The 17,407-nt window shown below is 45.4% G+C and carries 19 protein-coding genes; 12 read left to right on the top strand and 7 right to left on the bottom strand.

The genetic code is table 11. The features are described 5' to 3' along the window. Positions 1 to 23: 23 nt before the first annotated feature. From lptC to SPEA_RS19000, 4 genes are read right to left on the bottom strand one after another with little or no spacing between them, the layout of a single operon-like run. On the bottom strand, positions 24 to 581 hold the full coding sequence (gene lptC / locus SPEA_RS19015) for an LPS export ABC transporter periplasmic protein LptC (protein WP_012156810.1): 558 nt from the start codon (positions 579 to 581) through the stop codon (positions 24 to 26). Then, entirely contained in the window at positions 578 to 1,129 is a 552-nt protein-coding gene (gene kdsC, locus SPEA_RS19010) for a 3-deoxy-manno-octulosonate-8-phosphatase KdsC (protein WP_012156809.1), read from the bottom strand. Before kdsC ends, lptC begins: the two co-directional genes overlap by 4 nt. Position 1,130: 1 nt before the next feature. Continuing rightward, positions 1,131 to 2,108 carry a KpsF/GutQ family sugar-phosphate isomerase gene (locus tag SPEA_RS19005; RefSeq protein WP_012156808.1) on the bottom strand — a complete coding sequence of 326 codons (978 nt, stop codon included), beginning with the start codon at positions 2,106 to 2,108 and terminating at the stop codon, positions 1,131 to 1,133. Between the two features lie 46 nt (positions 2,109 to 2,154). After that, positions 2,155 to 3,114, bottom strand: a complete 960-nt coding sequence (locus SPEA_RS19000; protein ID WP_012156807.1) for a calcium/sodium antiporter — start codon at positions 3,112 to 3,114, stop codon at positions 2,155 to 2,157. A gap of 175 nt (positions 3,115 to 3,289) precedes the next feature. Here SPEA_RS19000 and SPEA_RS18995 point away from each other — a divergent pair, with 175 nt between their 5' ends. From SPEA_RS18995 to SPEA_RS23300, 11 genes are all read left to right on the top strand, one after another. Beyond that, a complete protein-coding gene (locus tag SPEA_RS18995; protein ID WP_012156806.1) occupies positions 3,290 to 4,102 on the top strand; it encodes an ATP-binding cassette domain-containing protein in 813 nt (270 codons plus the stop codon). Continuing rightward, positions 4,089 to 4,874, top strand: coding sequence for a lipid asymmetry maintenance ABC transporter permease subunit MlaE (gene mlaE, locus SPEA_RS18990; protein ID WP_012156805.1), 786 nt, complete (start codon positions 4,089 to 4,091; stop codon positions 4,872 to 4,874). Before SPEA_RS18995 ends, mlaE begins: the two co-directional genes overlap by 14 nt. 72 nt (positions 4,875 to 4,946) lie before the next feature. Next, positions 4,947 to 5,417, top strand: coding sequence for an outer membrane lipid asymmetry maintenance protein MlaD (mlaD, locus tag SPEA_RS18985; RefSeq protein ID WP_012156804.1), 471 nt, complete (start codon positions 4,947 to 4,949; stop codon positions 5,415 to 5,417). A gap of 32 nt (positions 5,418 to 5,449) precedes the next feature. After that, positions 5,450 to 6,121, top strand: coding sequence for an MlaC/ttg2D family ABC transporter substrate-binding protein (locus tag SPEA_RS18980; protein ID WP_012156803.1), 672 nt, complete (start codon positions 5,450 to 5,452; stop codon positions 6,119 to 6,121). Beyond that, positions 6,121 to 6,414 (top strand): STAS domain-containing protein, encoded by a 294-nt coding sequence (locus SPEA_RS18975; RefSeq protein WP_012156802.1) that lies wholly within the window; start codon positions 6,121 to 6,123, stop codon positions 6,412 to 6,414. Before SPEA_RS18980 ends, SPEA_RS18975 begins: the two co-directional genes overlap by 1 nt. 13 nt (positions 6,415 to 6,427) lie before the next feature. Further along, the gene (locus SPEA_RS18970) at positions 6,428 to 6,679 is read left to right on the top strand and encodes a BolA family protein (protein WP_012156801.1); all 252 of its coding nucleotides are present in this window, start codon (positions 6,428 to 6,430) and stop codon (positions 6,677 to 6,679) included. Positions 6,680 to 6,700: 21 nt separating this feature from the next. Then, on the top strand, positions 6,701 to 7,963 hold the full coding sequence (gene murA / locus SPEA_RS18965) for a UDP-N-acetylglucosamine 1-carboxyvinyltransferase (RefSeq protein ID WP_012156800.1): 1,263 nt from the start codon (positions 6,701 to 6,703) through the stop codon (positions 7,961 to 7,963). Between the two features lie 144 nt (positions 7,964 to 8,107). After that, positions 8,108 to 9,502, top strand: a complete 1,395-nt coding sequence (locus tag SPEA_RS18960) for a sensor histidine kinase (RefSeq protein WP_012156799.1) — start codon at positions 8,108 to 8,110, stop codon at positions 9,500 to 9,502. Beyond that, positions 9,502 to 10,176, top strand: a complete 675-nt coding sequence (locus tag SPEA_RS18955) for a response regulator (protein WP_012156798.1) — start codon at positions 9,502 to 9,504, stop codon at positions 10,174 to 10,176. The genes SPEA_RS18960 and SPEA_RS18955 overlap by 1 nt, the downstream gene beginning before the upstream one ends. Before the next feature lie 154 nt (positions 10,177 to 10,330). Continuing rightward, a complete protein-coding gene (locus tag SPEA_RS18950; RefSeq protein ID WP_012156797.1) occupies positions 10,331 to 12,001 on the top strand; it encodes an Ig-like domain-containing protein in 1,671 nt (556 codons plus the stop codon). A 180-nt stretch (positions 12,002 to 12,181) separates the two neighbouring features. After that, entirely contained in the window at positions 12,182 to 12,346 is a 165-nt protein-coding gene (locus tag SPEA_RS23300; protein ID WP_190272083.1) for a hypothetical protein, read from the top strand. Between the two features lie 291 nt (positions 12,347 to 12,637). Here SPEA_RS23300 and degS read toward each other — a convergent pair whose 3' ends face one another. From degS to SPEA_RS18935, 3 genes are all read right to left on the bottom strand, one after another. Continuing rightward, positions 12,638 to 13,720 (bottom strand): outer membrane-stress sensor serine endopeptidase DegS, encoded by a 1,083-nt coding sequence (gene degS, locus SPEA_RS18945; RefSeq protein WP_012156796.1) that lies wholly within the window; start codon positions 13,718 to 13,720, stop codon positions 12,638 to 12,640. A 136-nt stretch (positions 13,721 to 13,856) separates the two neighbouring features. Further along, the gene (locus SPEA_RS18940) at positions 13,857 to 15,212 is read right to left on the bottom strand and encodes a DegQ family serine endoprotease (RefSeq protein WP_012156795.1); all 1,356 of its coding nucleotides are present in this window, start codon (positions 15,210 to 15,212) and stop codon (positions 13,857 to 13,859) included. A gap of 232 nt (positions 15,213 to 15,444) precedes the next feature. Beyond that, positions 15,445 to 15,801 carry a ZapG family protein gene (locus SPEA_RS18935; protein ID WP_012156794.1) on the bottom strand — a complete coding sequence of 119 codons (357 nt, stop codon included), beginning with the start codon at positions 15,799 to 15,801 and terminating at the stop codon, positions 15,445 to 15,447. 290 nt (positions 15,802 to 16,091) lie between these two features. Here SPEA_RS18935 and zapE point away from each other — a divergent pair, with 290 nt between their 5' ends. Then, a complete protein-coding gene (gene zapE, locus SPEA_RS18930; protein ID WP_012156793.1) occupies positions 16,092 to 17,195 on the top strand; it encodes a cell division protein ZapE in 1,104 nt (367 codons plus the stop codon). Positions 17,196 to 17,407 lie beyond the last annotated feature (212 nt).

The following is a 17,407-nucleotide window of genomic DNA, read 5'->3' as shown; positions in this document are numbered from 1 at the left end:
CAAAAGTGTTCAATTTATGAGTGTTACTTAGCTTCGTAGATGCCTTCGACTTGGCTTACCAGCTTGACACTCTGGGCATTCAGATCGGCGTACAAGCCTAAACCTTGAATGACGAATTCGTTGCCAGTGACGTGGATCATTTCATCTGAGGTCATGATCATGGTATTCAAATCAAGCTCTAAGTAGCTGGTACTTAACGTCTGGATCGGCTCTTCTGGGCTTATTGAGTCGATAATAACATTGTTTTCTAAACTTACCTTGCCTGTGAGCTTATTATGGCTACCTTTAGCGCTTTGCAGACGCCATTGGGCTTGACCATCATCAGGATAGATGAGGTAAACAGGCTCAGTAAAATAGGTCATGTTGGCGCTATCAAAATGCTCCATGTGTTTAGCCGAGACCTTGCTGTTGACTAAGCCTAATTCGTTATATTCGATACTGCGTAGGTCGTCGATGATATAGTCGGGTCGCTGGCTCATATCGATATCCAGCTCTTGTTCGCTTTTCTTAGACTGTACCTGCCAATAGAGCAGAAGTGCAGTGCCAAAAAAAGCGATAATCGCTAGGGTAACGCGGTTCATATACTCATCCCATGGGCCGAGTCAAACTTGTCTTGGCTTAACAGTAGTAAGTCGGTTAGCTCTCTAAGGGCACCATGACCGCCTTTAATATGGGTGGTCATTTTAGCGTGTTGTTTCACATAAGGGTGACCATCTGCAACGCATACTGATAGACCCACTTTCAGCATAACCGGTAAGTCCACCATATCATCACCAATATAGGCGACTTCTTCAGGGCTTACATTATAAAGTGTAAGTAACTCGTTATAGGGAGCCAGTTTATTATCGACTCCTTGATAGATATGCGTCACGCCTAGGGCGGTAAATCTGTCTTCGACGATCTGCGACTTACGGCCGGTAATAATGGCTACCTGTATGCCGCTAGTGAGTACTGAACGTACACCATAACCGTCACGAGTATGGAAGGTCTTAAGCTCTTCACCGCTGTTGCTCATATAAACTAAGCCGTCTGAAAACACGCCGTCAACATCGCAAATCAGTAGTTTGATCTTGCTTGCCGCTTGCCAAACATCATCGCTAATCGGGCCGTAGAAGCCTTGGTGAGACATATTAAATTACTCCTGCTTTGACCATATCGAGCATGTTTAATGCGCCGACAGGTTGCTGCTTGTCATTAATCACCACTAGGCCGTTAATGCTCTTAGTATCCATGACTTTTAACGCTTCAGCTGCAAGTACATTTTCGGTAATGGTGACGCAGCCTTTGGTCATCACATCGGCAATCGGTGTGGTTCTTAAGTTAACGTCAGCATCGATAACTCGACGTAGATCGCCATCGGTGAAGATGCCGACTAAGGTATTGTTACTGTCCACAACGGCTGTCATGCCTAAGCCTTTCTTCGATATCTCGTATAAGGCATCTGTGATGCAGATATTATCTTGCACACGAGGTAACTCATCACCTTTATGCATTACATCACTAACTTTTAGCAGTAACTTGCGACCTAGGCTACCGCCAGGGTGTGACAGTGCGAAGTCGTCTTGAGTAAAGCCACGTGCTTGCAGCAGTGCCACCGCTAGGGCATCCCCCATTACTAAGGTTGCCGTAGTGCTAGATGTTGGTGCTAGCCCTAATGGGCAGGCTTCCTCTGGCACTTCAATGCAAAGGTGCAGCTGTGCAAGCTTGGCCATATTAGAGTCAGGCTTACCGGTTACCGAGATCATAGGTAACCCCATGCGCTTAATCACAGGCATTAGGGTTAAGATTTCGCTCGATTCGCCAGAGTTTGAAATCGCAAGTACGATATCGTTTTCGCTCAAAACGCCAAGGTCGCCATGGCTAGCTTCACCTGGGTGAACGAAAAATGCTGGTGTACCTGTGCTGGCTAATGTGGCTGAGATCTTGTTGCCGATATGGCCTGATTTGCCCATGCCCATCACGATAACTTTACCTGTGCATTGCAAAATTAATTGGCAAGCCTGGGCAAATTCTGAAGAGTCGATGTACTGGTATAGATTATCGAGTGCTTGTTTCTCGATATCGATAACTTTTGTACCCCATTGGCGTAGTTGATTCTCATCTACCATTTCTTGGTCTCTCTTTAAATTTCTGCTTAACGTACCGCACCCACAGCTAAGATAGGAAAAGTAGTGCTTGGTATGCGATAAATGTAATAAGTAATACTACGCCATGCCAGGGTTTTAACTGTCTAGCACGGCCTGATAATAAGATAAGTATTGCCAGTGCACTGCTCGTGGCAAGCACCATATAAAAGTCTCGAGTACTCGCCGCCGCATCGACAGCGCCTGGCGCTATGATGCCAGGTATCGCAAGTACCGCTAAAATATTGAATAAGTTTGAACCAACTATGTTACCAATCGCAAGGTCGTCTTCTTTTTTTAAGACTCCGGCAACACAAGCGGCAAGCTCTGGTAAGCTGGTACCCACGGCAATAATAGTTAGGCCGATCACTAGATCCGATAGGTGATACGCCTTTGCTATCCCTACTGCGCCTTGGACCATCCAATCTGCCGATAATGGTAACAATACCATGCCGACTACAAGCCATAAAACCGCTTTAGCTGTAGGCACATCGGCAGGGATCTCATTTTCGGCATCTACGGCTAAAGCGTCACGGTTTTTACTATGAAGTCCGTGCCAAATCAGATAGCCCATTAAGCCAATGAACATCACTAATAAGCTGACACCTTCGATACGCGTTAAGAAACCATCATGTAGGAAGTAACCCACAATTACGGTGGCTACCAGCATCATTGGAATTTCACGTTTCAGCGTCTGTGAACTGACAGAAATCGCTCCGAGTAAGGCTGTAATACCTAAGATTAATGTGATGTTTGCTATGTTAGAGCCCAGCACATTGCCGATTGCGGTATCGGTCATGCCTTCGAGGGATGCTGTGGCCGCAACAAACATCTCGGGAGCAGAGCTACCCATGGCGACAATCGTTAAACCGATTAACATGGGTGGTAAGCCAAGGTTACGAGCAAAAGCGGCTGCACCGTAAACAAACTTATCAGCGCTCCAAACGAGAGCCCCTAAGCCTGCCACTAACATAAAAATATTAAATAACATCGATTCTTAGTATTTTTGGGTATAGCGGGCTATTTTCGCTGTAATTGAAGAAAAATGAAAGTATTGAGGCGAGATAGTATCGATTTGGTTGTGCCCCTGTGGCCAATTACGTACAATTTCTCCCTTTCCGGTACGGAAAATGGAAGTTTCTATAATTTAGCTGCAGGGTGCGTGTATGACTCAACCCCCGAAAACATTGGTTAAAACCCAAAATATGGCGTTTAGCCGCGGTAACCATGTCATTTTTGAAGATGTGACCTTGTCTATTCCTCAGGGGAAAGTCACCGCGATTATGGGGCCTAGTGGTATAGGAAAAACCACGCTGCTTAAGCTTATTGGTGGGCAGCTAACTCCGGACAGTGGCTCGGTACTATTCGATGGCGTCGATGTCCATAAATGCAGTCGTAGCGAACTTTTTGTCCTGCGTAAGCGTATGAGCATGTTATTTCAAAGCGGTGCTTTGTTTACCGACATGAATGTATTCGATAATGTCGCCTTCGCCCTTAGAGAACATTCAGGCTTACCGGAAGCGATTATTCGCCGCATCGTATTGATGAAACTCGAAGCTGTGGGGCTTAGAGGGGCGGCACAATTGATGCCGACAGAGCTGTCGGGCGGAATGCAGCGCCGCGCAGCCTTGGCGAGAGCAATCGCATTAGAGCCTGAAATGGTGCTCTACGATGAGCCTTTTGCCGGTCAAGACCCTATTTCCATGGGCGTGCTGGTTAAGCTTATTCGTGAGCTTTCCGATGCGCTTAACCTAACATCGGTTGTGGTTTCTCACGATGTGGCGGAAGTGCTCGGCATTGCGGATTATGTTTATGTATTAGCTGACAAACGTATTATTGCTCAAGGCACGCCAGAGGAGTTGCGTTTATCAGATAATCCGCAATTAAAGCAATTTATTGGTGGTGAGCCTGACGGTCCAGTACCGTTTCATTATCCTGCACAAGATTACAAGAAGGAACTTATCGGTGAGCTTGATTGATCATATTGCTCGACTAGGTCGGGCTGCAATTGAGTTAGTTATTGGGCTAGGACAAGCCGGTCTAATGCTGTGGGGCGCCATTGTGCATCGCCCAAGATTTCGTAAAGGTACGCCGTTACTGCTAAAGCAGCTGTATGTTATTGGAGTACAGTCTATGGTGATCATCATAGTCTCTGGGCTGTTTATCGGCATGGTGCTGGCGCTACAAGGCTATAATATCTTAGTAGGCTTTGGCACTGAGGAGAGCCTGGGCCCCATGGTTGCCCTGAGCTTATTGCGAGAGTTAGGCCCTGTGGTCACCGCACTGCTATTCGCCGGCCGCGCAGGTTCTGCGTTAACGGCTGAGCTCGGCCTAATGAAGAGTACCGAGCAGTTATCTAGTCTAGAGATGATGGCTATTGACCCATTGAGGCAGATTATTGCGCCACGCTTTTGGGCTGGTGTTATCAGTTTGCCACTGCTGGCGCTGATGTTTACCGCAGTCGGGATCTACGGTGGTCACCTTGTTGGTGTCGAGTGGAAAGGCATTGATAGCGGTAGCTTCTGGTCAATACTTCAGGCATCTGTTGAGTGGCGAGAAGATATCGTTAACTGCATTATCAAGAGTTTGTTATTTGCTGTGGTGGTGACATGGATTGCGCTTTATCGAGGCTATCATGTGATCCCGAACCCTGAAGGGATTAGCAGGGCAACGACCCAGACGGTTGTGCAGTCAAGTTTAGCCGTTTTAGCATTAGACTTCTTATTGACAGCGGTAATGTTTGGTAGTTAGTCGATATGACGAGTGTACATACCTAGTCGTTAATTATTATTTAGATTTATTGAATAGAGTGGTAAATAAGTTATGTTGACAAGGAAAATTGAGATTCTAGTCGGTCTATTCTTATTGTCCGGATTGGCAGCCTTCTTGGTATTAGTCTTTAACGTTGCCAATGTCGAGGTTAAATCAGGCGATAGCAGTTATACCCTGTATGCCAAGTTTAGTAATATCGGTGGTCTCAAAGTCCGCTCGCCAGTTAAAGTTGGTGGGGTTGTGGTTGGCCGAGTGAGTGCAATCAATTTAGATCCAGAAAAGTTAATTCCAGTGGTAACTATCGCGATGGATAAGCGTTATCACTATTTTCCAGAAACAAGCACACTGTCGATTTTAACTTCAGGCTTGTTAGGCGAGCAATTTTTAGGGTTAACACCAGGCTTTATGGATGATGATATTGAGCTGTTAGCCGATGGTGACCGTATCGAAGATACCCATTCGGCGCTAGTGTTAGAAGACTTGATTGGCCAGTTCCTGTATAGCACGGGATCAAAGGACTAACCTCTTAAGATAAGTTGTTGGAGTATTTCAAAATGTTTAAAGGTTTTTATCGAAGTGCGATGTTAGTCATTATGGCGCTGCTTAGTGTTAGTTTGAGTGTTAGTGCTCATGCAGAGGTAAGTACCGATATCGATCAAACCAACCCTTTTACCTTGGTTGAGGCTGTTGCTAACAAGACCTTTGCGCGTTTTCATCAAGATGAGAAGCTCATCGCGGAGAACCCCGATCATTTAAAAATTATCGTGACAGAAGAGTTGATGCCTTATGTTGATTATAAGTACGCTTCTTATAAGGTATTAGGTCAATATCTACGTGATACCACTAAAGATCAGCGTGACCGTTTTGTTGAAGCGTTTAGGGGCTATCTCATCTCGACTTATGCCCAAGCATTTACGGAATATACCGACCAAAAGGTACAATATGCCAAGGCGGTAGACTTTGCTGGCGAGAAGTTCGTTAACGTTGATGTGCAGATCATCGAGCAGGGACGTCCTGCGATCAAGTTGCAGTTTAAGGCGCGTCGTTTAAAAAATGGCAATTGGAAAGCATTTGACTTAATTGCCGAAGGCGTTAGCTTGTTATCATCTAAGCAGTCTGAAATCACTAACCTTGTACGTCAACAAGGTATCGAGTCTGTGATTACTATGCTCAATGAGCGCACAAATCAACATATCGATTTAGACGCGAATGAGAAAAAGAGCTAGTGGTTTCATTTAATCAGCAAGGGATTAATTGCACCGTATCTGGATGTTTAGACCAAGAGGCGGTGCGCAGTCTATGGAATGGACGCAGTAGTATTTTAGATCCTGATACCGCATTTTTGTGGCTTTCAGAAATTGAATATTGTGATAGTGCTGGCGTGGCATTTTTACTTGAGTTAGTCAGCACTTTTGCTGCTAAAGGCGCGAGCTTAAAGCTGGTATCCCCTTCAGAGCAGCTTAAGAAATTTATTATATTATACGATTTAAACGACTTCTTTATCGAAGAAGCTAAGTAAGGTGAACTGTTCCATGGAATGCAAAGAAATTGAAACCATCCTTTTAGACGCGCTTTCTTTAGAGGAAGTTAAAGTGACCCAAGAGGGAACACACTACAAGATTATTGCTGTAGGTGAGTGCTTTGACGGTATGGGACGAGTGAAGCAGCAGCAAACAATTTACGGCCCATTAATGGCTCACATTACTAGCGGTGAGTTACACGCTATTACGATTAATGCCTTCACGCCTACACAGTGGAAGCGTGAAAAAGTCTTTAATATGTAATCGCGGATTTAGAGAGTTAAAGTGGATAAATTAAAAATTGAAGCAAGTGGTGCACTTGCTGGAAACGTGGTTATCTCAGGTGCTAAAAATGCCGCATTGCCTATTTTAATGGCAGGTGTGCTGGCCGAGACAGACTTCAATGTTTCTAACGTACCGAATTTAAGAGATGTGAACACTAGCTGCGAATTATTACGCTGTTTAGGCGCCGAAGTGACTCGCTCTGGCACTGACAAGGTGTGTATCTCTACGACTAACCTTAATGAGTTTTGTGCGCCGTATGATTTGGTTAAAACCATGCGTGCATCGATTCTTATTTTAGGTCCGCTACTTGCGCGCTATGGCACCGCCGATGTGTCTTTGCCGGGTGGCTGCGCGATTGGTGCCCGTCCTGTTAACTTGCATCTGCAAGGTCTTGAACAGATGGGCGCACAAATTGAAGTGCAAGAGGGTTACATTAAGGCTCGTGTTGATGGGCGTTTGAAAGGCGCACATATCTTTATGGATATGATCAGCGTTGGTGCGACAGAAAACTTGCTAATGGCAGCATCATTAGCCGATGGTGAAACCATTATCGAAAACGCTGCTCGTGAGCCTGAAGTGGTCGATTTGGCAAACTGCTTAATTGCAATGGGCGCAAAAATTGAAGGCGCGGGTACCGATACTGTGCGCATTCAGGGGGTAGAGTCATTGCAAGGCTGTGATTACCGAGTGATGCCTGACCGCATCGAAACTGGTAGCTTCTTAGTGGCAGCTGCGGTTACTCGCGGTAAGATCCGTTGTACGAAAGCAGACCCTAAGTCGCTTGAAGCGGTATTAGCTAAGCTTGAAGACGCTGGTGCAAACATCACCACGGGTGATGACTGGATTGAGCTAGATATGCAGGGCAAGCGCCCTAAAGCAGTAAATATCAAGACCGTGGCTTACCCAGGTTTTCCAACCGATATGCAGGCGCAGTTCTGCGTGCTTAACGCTCTCGCCGAAGGCACTGCAACGATTACCGAAACCATTTTCGAAAACCGCTTTATGCATGTACCAGAGTTAAGCCGTATGGGCGCAACGATGGAGCTGGAAGGTAATACTTGTATTATTCACGGTATTGAAAGGCTAAATGGGGCACAGGTGATGGCAACGGATCTACGTGCGTCAGCAAGCCTTGTGATTGCTGGCCTAGTGGCAGAAGGCACGACAATTGTCGATCGTATTTACCACTTAGATCGTGGTTACGAGCATATTGAAGACAAATTTAAAGGCTTAGGCGGACACGTTGAACGTGTTAAGTCATAGCTTTTAAGCCCCTACTAATAAAAAAGCCATTTAAGTGTATTCACTTAAGTGGCTTTTTTGTTTTATGAACTAGCGCAAATTGCTGAGTTATAAAATCAGAAGCAGATCAAGTCATACTTTATAGGTAGATGTTATGTTTATCTAATGCCAGTATTTGTCACATTCAATATCTACCTTTTTTACGGCCTCGTGTTTTTCTCTATGGGCTGTGCCGTTGTTTTTCGTAATTTTCGCTATAGCCAATTAAAGGTTGCACCGACGCTATGGGCGCTGGCCGCCTTCGGGTTCTCCCATGCTTTTCATGAGTGGTCTGAGCTATATGTACTCATTTTTACAGACCATATCGCGCCTGAGTATCGCCTGCTGACACAGTGGCTCTGCTTGGCAAAATTATTTCTATCTTACGCCGCCTTGATGGTATTTGCTTGGCAGATCTTAACCATCAATAATAAGCGTCTAGCGCATATAGGCCATGGTGTGATTATCACTCTATTACTCTGCTATGCCTATTTAGTGATCCCGGATTTGCATCATCTCGCGGTTAATCAAACTGGTTTTGCTGAGGCCAGCCAGTACACACGAATACTGATAGGCTTCGGTAGTGCGATGCTAGCGGGTGTGGGTATGGTGATTTACGGCAATAGCTTGCGGCAAGAAGAGCATAGCTACGGACTTTACTTTGCACTCTGTGGTTTCGGCCTAATGGTTTATGGTGTGCTGTCGGGACTCGTGCCGACAGAGTATCACTACAGCGTGCCAATCTATCGAACACTGGCGGGTGGTCTTATCTTAGTCGCCCTATTTAAGGCGCTGAAAGTGTTTGACTTAGAAAAGGAGCAGGCAACAGCCGCAAAGCTTAAACGCGCCATCGAAGCGGATAAGTATAAAGCCATTGGTCAGCTCGCTATGGGAGTCGCTCATGAGATCAATAACCCCTTAGCATCGTCGACATTGGCTTTGGATCTATGGGAGCGAAAGCATCCCCACCAGTCTGACTCAGAAGCAGATTACCTAAGCCGTGTTCGCCTAGGCATTGAGCGCGCCTCCTCAATAAGTAAAGAGCTACTCAGCTACGCAAGGCCTGCCTCTGGCAGACGCTGCTTTGTCTCTTTGAGGGAGGTGTTAGATTCTGCAGCCAAGCTGTTGTCACACCGCACTAAGCAGCATTCTATTGAGTTTGATTGCAGTGATAATATTGTGCTCTATGCCGAGAAGGTGAAGTTAGAGGAGCTATTTATCAATCTTTTATGTAATGCCCTTGATGCATCGAGTCCGCAGAGTTCGATTATCGTGAGTGCGACGCAAGATGAGCACAAGGTCTGTGTGTATGTCGAGGACTCAGGCTGTGGCATGACTGAGGAGGAGCTTGCTCACGCGACAGAATTATTTTATTCCACCAAGGCCTTAGGCCATGGCACTGGCTTAGGTTTGGCGATTTGTGAGCAGATAGTCGCACTACATAATGGGAAGATGCATATTGTGAGCAGTAAACAGAAGGGCACTCGTGTGGAGCTAACCTTTTATCGGGAGCAAGATTAATGGTGACAGTTTTGCTAGCTGAGGATGATAGAGAGCTTAGCCAAAATATGGTTGAAATTCTTGAACTTGAGGGTTTTAGTGTTACCGCGGTTGAAAGTGCAGAGGCTGCGATTAGAGCGAGTGAGAAGCAACATTTTGATATCGCACTGATGGACTTGCTAATGGCGGGCATGACAGGGGTTGAAGCTATCTCGAACCTAAGACAAAACCAGCCATTAATTGCCGTCATTATTATCACGGCTTATGCAACCGTCGATACCGCCGTCGATGCGATGAAAAAAGGTGCCGACAGTGTGATGACCAAGCCGTTTAAGAGTAGCGAGCTTATCGTCACCATAAGGCGTAGCCTCGCGGAAAAACAGCTGTTCAAGAGTCGTATCGATCTCGATCCTGACCTTGTCTACAGCGCACTGGCGAATCCTTATCGGCGTAAGGCGCTTACAGTGCTGGCAATCCATAAGGCTGTTAAGTTTATGGACTTATGCCGCCTAGTTGAAATAGAGGATCATACAAAGTTTAATTTTCATCTGCGTCAGTTAAAAAAGGCGGGGCTTGTGATGCAAAATGAGAACAAGCTCTACATTTTGACAAATACAGGCCAATTCGTGTTAACAAATCATAACATTTCGCAGGAGGGAATTTCCTTTTTAAACAGTGTTTTAGTTGGTAGTTGATAACTAAAGTTCACAACTTTCCATGAGTGGTGAACTCTGGTTATCTATCTCTTTAGTAGTAACTCTTCAATACTTGAAACATGTCCATAGAGGCATATCAATCGCCATTCCCTGCAACGTTGGCGATATGAATAGCAATGTTGAGGATGAACTTATGAACGCACAAATTCCATGTAAAAAACTACTACTAGCCAGCATGGTAACCATGTTGGTTGCTTGCGGTAGCGATAATGATAACGATACAAATCTCCCCGTTGAAAATACCCCTCCAGTCGCCGTGGCTGACTTTGCAAATGTCTTAGCTGAAAAGGTAGTGACGATTGATGTGCTTGCCAATGATACAGATGCCGACGGCGATACATTAACAATCGTTTCAGTCGATTCGGCTAGTGCCGTGATAAAAGATGGCAAGGTCGACTTTACTGCGGGTGCTGAAGCGGGAGAGGTGAAGTTTAACTATACGATAACCGACGGCACCGATGAAGCATCTGCCGTTGTGACGATAACGGTTGAAGCCGCTCCCGAGCCTGAGCCACTCACTTATGTAGGCAGCGCGGCCTGTGCTGGTTGTCATAGTGATCAGCACAAGACGTTTGCCAAGACGGGACATAACTTTAAGATCCAAAAGATTGCTAACGGTGAGCAGCCTGCTTTCCCATATACTCCTGAAGAGACGATTACAGGGTCAATTGGCCTACTGCAATTTGCAGGCCCAGAGGGTGACGGTACGACTAACAATGCACTCGGCGCGCCAACAAGCTATGACGATGTAACTTATGTTGTCGGTGGTTACCACTGGAAGATGCGTTGGATGGATGCGGATGGTTACATAGTCACAGGTGAGAATGTTCAATATAACATTCGCAATGGCGACGGTGAGCTGAATATCCCTGATAATCATTTAAACGATCCCGATGTGATGGGTAATTATAAAACGGGCGATATGAACTACCAGTATAAGTGCGGTAACTGCCATACCACAGGCTGGAAGCGTACGACCACAGAAGATGGTGATATACGTAATCTAGAGCGTCAAGATGAGCTGCCTGGCATGGGGGGGACCTTTGCCGAGCAAGGTATTCAATGTGAATCTTGTCACGGTGCAGGTAGTGACCATATTAAGGCACCGACCCAAGCTAACATTACTAAAATCGCCACGGCTCGTACTACTGAAGACTTCCTAGCCGAAGATATGGCTTACGGTAAAGCGGTTACCTGCGCCGAGTGTCATACTCGTGATGGCGAGAAGGATTACCCTACGTATGTGAGTGCATACAACGCAGCCTTCCCTGATGGCAGTCAAGTCGGTGGTCGTATTGTTGCTAAAGGTGGTCTTGCGCAGCATCATCAAACTGGCGATGAGGTTCTTGGCGTAGTTCCACAAGATCATGCTAGTTATAAAGCGGGTGATGAGATCGGTCCTAAGCGTGACATGAGCTGTACAACTTGTCATGACTCACACAAGTCGACTGTCAATCAAGATAGTAGCGACGGCCTGCATGCAGGTGCAGTGAAAGAGTGTACAGCTTGTCATAATAAGGAGTTTGCAGAGAATACGTGGGCTGCTGGACCGCATAAGGCGGCTGAGTGTACAACATGTCATATGCCAAAGCTTGCTAAGAGCGCTGTAACTAAGGAGAAGAATGGTGTGGTGTTTGGAGATGTGAAGTCTCATCTATTCACTATCGACTTAGACCCTGCAGCGAAGCAGTTCAGTGACGATGGTAAGTTCCAGATGCCTTGGTCTACAGCGCAGTACTCCTGCGGCGAGTGTCATGCGGACTATGAAGCTAGAGCTGCGGCACTGCCAAAAATCCATAAATAAGCTTATCTTTAACTAGTCCCTCCCGACAAGCCACGCTAAACATATTTAGCGTGGCTTTTTTGTGGGCGAAGCACTGAGTAACTCTCAGCGAGAGTGAATAACATTTAATCTTAAATAGATAAGTGATTAGCTACACTTTGTTAGGCTTAGGTTTTATGGAAAGTAGAAAGGGAGAGCATTATGTCATTATGGATGAGAGTCACGATTTTAGCCGCGTTGATTTGTGCTGCGATAGGCTGTTATGTGGCTGGAATGGCAAAAGGTGCGACAGGGCTACTTATTATTGGCGTACTGCTTGAGCTGACATTTTGGGTTGGCGTGTTCAGGCAAAATAGCAGGTCCTAGGGAAGGGCTAAGAAAGATCCTAGGTGCTAGGAAAAGCAGGTCCTAGGAAAGGCAGGTCCTAGGAAAGGCAGGTCCTAGGAAAGGCAGAGAAAGGTGCTAGGTTCTAGGAAAAACTAAGACGGTGAAGCCTAGGCGGTGATCGAGAAAGTCGCTTTAGTAAGAGAGCCGCATGAAATGAAAAAGGCAAAACAGCTGAACCTGTTTTGCCTTTTCGCGTTTTGTTTGATGCTCAAACCTAGAACCTAGAACCTAGAACCTAGAACCTAGAACCTAGAACCTAGAACCTAGAACCTAATTATAATGAACAGGCTTCTCGGCTATCACTACCGGCACTTCGTAAGATTTACCATCTCGAATAACTGTCATCATCACCTTCTTTCCTGGCGTAGTTTCGGCAATTCTATCCATCAGCATCTCAACACCTGGAATTGACTCACCTTCATACTTAGTGATCACATCTCGAGGTTGTAGCTTAGCCTGTGCGGCCGGGCCGTTACGGTCAATGCTAGTAATTACAACACCAGTTAGATCTGGTAGGTTTAAAATTTGTGCCATAACAGGACCTACGGGCTCACCGCCAATACCAAGGGCGCCACGGATCACTCGACCATTCTTTATTAGTTTACCCATAATGCTGTGGGCTAGCTTAATTGGAATCGCGAAGTTAATACCGTGACCACCACCTTCGCCGCCAACCTGAAAGGCTGCGGTATTAATACCAATAAGCTGGCCAGTGGTATCTATTAGTGCGCCGCCTGAGTTACCGGCATTAATTGCCGCGTCTGTTTGCAAGAAATCTAGATAACCAGAGCTTAAACCGTTGCGTCCTGTCGCGCTGATAATGCCTTGGGTAATCGTTTGCCCAAGGTTATATGGATTACCAATAGCTAGAACGACATCACCGACACGTGCGGGGATCTCTAAATTGACTGGTACAACAGGGAGATTATCACCTTCAACTTTGAGTACGGCTAAATCGGTTTCAGGGTCGGAGCCAACCACTTCAGAGGTGAACTTACGGCCATCTTGCAAAGCAACGACAATTTCATCAGCTTTCTTGATAACGTGGTAGTTGGTGAGTATGTAGCCCTCTTTACTCATTATCACGCCAGAACCTAGACCTTGAAGAGACCCAGGGTTTAACGGTTTAGATTGATCGATACTTAGGCTGTAGATATTTACTACGGCAGGGGCAGCTCTGCGCACAGCTTTCGAGAAAGATAGCTCGTTGCTACTTGTCGAAACACGGCTAGTGATGCCATTGGTTAAGCTCTGCCCTGTAATAAATGGCAAAACAAAAATAATAACTGCAGCCATGATAAGGCCAAACAGAATGGCTTTACCGACATATATAAGAGTGTCTTTAATGATCATGTCTGAGAATAAATACTGAAAAGATGAATTATATTAACATGATTGTACTAGCTTGTACGCAATCATGATAAAGCGCTTTAAATCCAAAAAGAGAGCCGAGCAAATTGCTCGGCTTCCTACTTAACGATTGGAGTGTTTACCTCAGGATCAAATACAAGCTAGTGTTATCTCGCTTAATTTTTAGCGCCACTGAGCCTTTTTGATCTTCAAGCGCAGATTTAAGGGCTTTGAGGTTTTTCACCTTAGTGCGGTTAACACCAACGATAATATCACCTTTTATTAAGCCACTTGCTGCAGCTGGAGAGCCTTGAGCTACATCTGTGATCTCAACTCCAGACGAACTTGCCGTTTCCAGCTTCGCCCCTTGTAGCATAGGATGCACTGCGCCCGCAGCGGCTTCTGCCGCCTGAGTTGACTCGCCGAGTACTGCGGTAACCGTTTCTTCATCGCCATCGCGGATTAAACCAAATTCCACTTTAGTGCCCGCGCCCATAGTCGCGACTTTTGCACGTAGCTCTTGGAAGCTCTTAATGCTGCGTCCATTAACGCTGACAATAATATCACCGACTTTTATACCCGCTTTGGCAGCGGCGCTGTCAGGCATCACTTCGTTGATAAAGCCGCCGTGCTGAGTTTCGATACCGAAACCTTTGGCGAGTTCACTGGTGAGATCTTGTCCCATCACGCCAAGCACGCCGCGGCGAACCTCACCGTGTTCAATAATCTGCTTAACGAGGTTATTAACCATATTGGCAGGGATAGCGAAACCAATACCGACGTTGCCGCCACCAGGAGCTACAATCGCGGTATTGATACCGATAAGCTCACCATTGAGGTTAACCAAGGCGCCACCGGAATTACCGCTATTGATTGCGGCATCGGTTTGAATAAAGTTTTCTAGCATCTCGATGCCAAGACCGCTTCGGCCCATGGCACTGACTATTCCTGAAGTAACTGTTTGACCTAGACCGAATGGATTTCCAATGGCTACAGCAAAGTCACCGACTTGGAGTTTATCTGAGTCGGCGCGTTTCAATGCGGTCAGATTCTTGGCTTTTATCTGCAATAAAGCGATATCAGACTCTGCGTCAGTGCCAATTAGTTTCGCTTCGACTTCTCGGCCGTCATGTAGCCCGATAAGGATCTCATCGGCACCTTCAATCACATGGTTGTTAGTGACGATATAACCTTCTTTGGCATCGATAATGACCCCTGAACCTAGCCCTTTAAATGGACGTTCTTGCACTTGTTCACGTGGAGCGTTAGGGCCGAAGAAATAACGGAAAGCATCGGGGACCTTCTGTTTAGAAACATGGGTTCCAGAGACTGCAACTGCTACTACGGCTGGCGTTGTTTCTTGCAGCATGGGCGCTAAGCTTGGTAGCTCTTGTCCGTCGACGGCTAAAGGAATTGCAGCTTGAGAAGCAACAGGGGCTAGTGTCAGGGTTGCGCTCAATATCGCAGCTGAAAGTAAGGATAATTTAGTCTTCATTTATATGTTGCTCCAATTTTCAAAACTGAAATTTCAAAACCGTCTGAAAACCAAGTTTCAAAGCCCAAGTTTTCAAAACCAAAATTGTAAAAACAATGAGAATGGCTACTTATAGCCAGTACTGCGCGAATTACTGAGTATCAGTACGCGGTTTCATTCAATATTGATTCGGACTCAAGTGAGAATCAAAAGTTCATCAATTATTAATAAAGGTTAATTTATCCCCATATCTTTATGCTGGAGCTAGCTTTTGTTCCTCAATAGAATCAATTTTCTCATCGCTCTTTTCTGTACTTTGAACTCCTAGCTCAGGTAGTTGTTTATCTGTCACTGGCGATGTGAATAAACTGGCAGATGCATTCCACTGCTGATTGACTCTATTTAACTGGGCAGTTAATTCTGCCAACTGCTTATAATGGTCATCGAAATGGTCTGATACTTCTTGCTTGTATTGACTGAGTTCTAGCTGTGTTTGCTCCAACTGCTCATTATTATTTTTATGACGATTGTTTTTAGCCAATAAAGTATGGCCCACGTAGCCAAATACGCCACCAATCACAAACGCGGCAAAGGTTAATGCCCACTCCATATAGACTCCTAAATTTACTTATATGATGCTGATTGCACCAAATATACATTGCGAATTTCTGGTGCGGTACTGTTTACTTAAAATAAGTCAGCAAATGGCTAAAATTGAGCTGAACTGTATTCATCCTCAGCAAGTATTGAATAATTTATGTATCTGAATTGGTGATGCATTGTGGCTTTCTAGCGTGATACCATTGACTGAGAATGATTAAAAATACCTCATCAAACGGCTCTGTCTTTAATTTAAGTGGGCTGATTTGTGTATTCCCCTATAAATAGAGAAGTATTTACGTGTCGCAATTAACTCCATGGCAGCATTATCAGCAAGATCTAACTCGAGATGATTTTTCATATGACGCCGCTCAAGAGCTGGCCGTAAAACAGTTACAGCGGGTCTATGATGATCTGATCGCCTTAAATGATAATCAGAGTAAGGGCTTATTCTCTCTGTTTAGCAAAAAACGTAAACAAGGGGTTCAAGGCTTATATTTATGGGGCGGGGTAGGTCGCGGTAAGACCTATCTGATGGACACTTTCTTCGATGCCTTGCCTAGTGATAAAAAATTACGAGCACATTTTCATCGTTTTATGCATCAACTACATATCGATCTTGCTGAGTTACAAGGGCAAAGAGACCCTCTCATTGCTATTGCGAAGAAAATGGCGACGCAATATCAGGTGATCTGTTTTGACGAGTTCTTTGTATCAGATATTACCGATGCCATGTTGCTCGGTAGCTTGTTTGAGTCACTTTTTGCCGAAGGCGTAGCTCTAGTCGCAACTTCTAACATCATTCCTGATGAACTCTATCGTAATGGCCTGCAGCGTGCGCGTTTCTTGCCTGCGATTGCCGCCATCAATAAACATTGCGATGTGCTCAATGTTGATTCAGGTGTCGACTACCGCTTAAGAACTTTAGAGCAGGCTGAGATCTTCCATTCCCCCTTGGACACTAAAGCCGAGCAAAATCTAAAAGAGTACTTTGAGAAACTCGCGCCGGAATCTGAAGTATCGACCCAAGGCTTGGAAATCGATGGTCGAATCATAGCTATTCGTCAGCAGGCGCAAGGGGTGTTGCTTATCGACTTTAGAGCCTTATGTGATGGCCCTAGAAGCCAGCGAGATTATATGGAAGTGGCAAGGTTATACCATACGGTGCTATTGAGTAATGTCGAACAGATGGGGGAACATTTAACTGGTGATGATATCGCGCGTCGCTTCTTAGCTATGGTGGATGAGTTTTACGAGCGTAATGTAAAACTGATTATCTCATCGGCGGTTACTCTTGAGGAGATCTATACCGAAGGCTTATTAAGCTTCGAGTTTAGGCGCTGCCGCTCTAGGTTAACTGAGATGCAATCTCATGATTATCTGGCTTTGGAGCATATCCCGTAGATTTTCTGTTTAAAAATAATAGAAAACTGCAGCAGGATCGCTTATTGTTCGCGGCCAAAAATGTTTGCAGCGACATTAAAGAGCCTTACTAGAAGGATCTTTCACCAGTCTGCTTGGTATTTTTTGCAATGAGTGCGCAAAAGGGGGCGGAATAAATTAAAACTGATAAGAATTAATCTAAAAAATTAGGTGATTTTTAACTCAGCTTTGTC

Origin of the sequence: Shewanella pealeana ATCC 700345, assembly GCF_000018285.1 — a bacterium.
In the GTDB taxonomy this organism is placed as follows: Bacteria; Pseudomonadota; Gammaproteobacteria; order Enterobacterales; family Shewanellaceae; genus Shewanella; species Shewanella pealeana.
This window is presented reverse-complemented; position numbering and strand designations above follow the sequence as displayed.

What these genes read in the sequence shown, in the direction of transcription:
- SPEA_RS18940 (WP_012156795.1), bottom strand. Translation starts at nt 15,212, where the DNA reads ATGAAGACTAAATTATCCTTACTTTCAGCTGCGATATTGAGCGCAACC.
- SPEA_RS18960 (WP_012156799.1), top strand. Translation starts at nt 8,108, where the DNA reads ATGCCAGTATTTGTCACATTCAATATCTACCTTTTTTACGGCCTCGTG.
- degS (WP_012156796.1), bottom strand. Translation starts at nt 13,720, where the DNA reads ATGATCATTAAAGACACTCTTATATATGTCGGTAAAGCCATTCTGTTT.
- SPEA_RS23300 (WP_190272083.1), top strand. Translation starts at nt 12,182, where the DNA reads ATGTCATTATGGATGAGAGTCACGATTTTAGCCGCGTTGATTTGTGCT.
- SPEA_RS19005 (WP_012156808.1), bottom strand. Translation starts at nt 2,108, where the DNA reads ATGGTAGATGAGAATCAACTACGCCAATGGGGTACAAAAGTTATCGAT.
- SPEA_RS18995 (WP_012156806.1), top strand. Translation starts at nt 3,290, where the DNA reads ATGACTCAACCCCCGAAAACATTGGTTAAAACCCAAAATATGGCGTTT.
- lptC (WP_012156810.1), bottom strand. Translation starts at nt 581, where the DNA reads ATGAACCGCGTTACCCTAGCGATTATCGCTTTTTTTGGCACTGCACTT.
- SPEA_RS18935 (WP_012156794.1), bottom strand. Translation starts at nt 15,801, where the DNA reads ATGGAGTGGGCATTAACCTTTGCCGCGTTTGTGATTGGTGGCGTATTT.
- SPEA_RS18980 (WP_012156803.1), top strand. Translation starts at nt 5,450, where the DNA reads ATGTTTAAAGGTTTTTATCGAAGTGCGATGTTAGTCATTATGGCGCTG.
- SPEA_RS18955 (WP_012156798.1), top strand. Translation starts at nt 9,502, where the DNA reads ATGGTGACAGTTTTGCTAGCTGAGGATGATAGAGAGCTTAGCCAAAAT.
- SPEA_RS18970 (WP_012156801.1), top strand. Translation starts at nt 6,428, where the DNA reads ATGGAATGCAAAGAAATTGAAACCATCCTTTTAGACGCGCTTTCTTTA.
- mlaD (WP_012156804.1), top strand. Translation starts at nt 4,947, where the DNA reads ATGTTGACAAGGAAAATTGAGATTCTAGTCGGTCTATTCTTATTGTCC.
- SPEA_RS19000 (WP_012156807.1), bottom strand. Translation starts at nt 3,114, where the DNA reads ATGTTATTTAATATTTTTATGTTAGTGGCAGGCTTAGGGGCTCTCGTT.
- kdsC (WP_012156809.1), bottom strand. Translation starts at nt 1,129, where the DNA reads ATGTCTCACCAAGGCTTCTACGGCCCGATTAGCGATGATGTTTGGCAA.
- SPEA_RS18950 (WP_012156797.1), top strand. Translation starts at nt 10,331, where the DNA reads ATGAACGCACAAATTCCATGTAAAAAACTACTACTAGCCAGCATGGTA.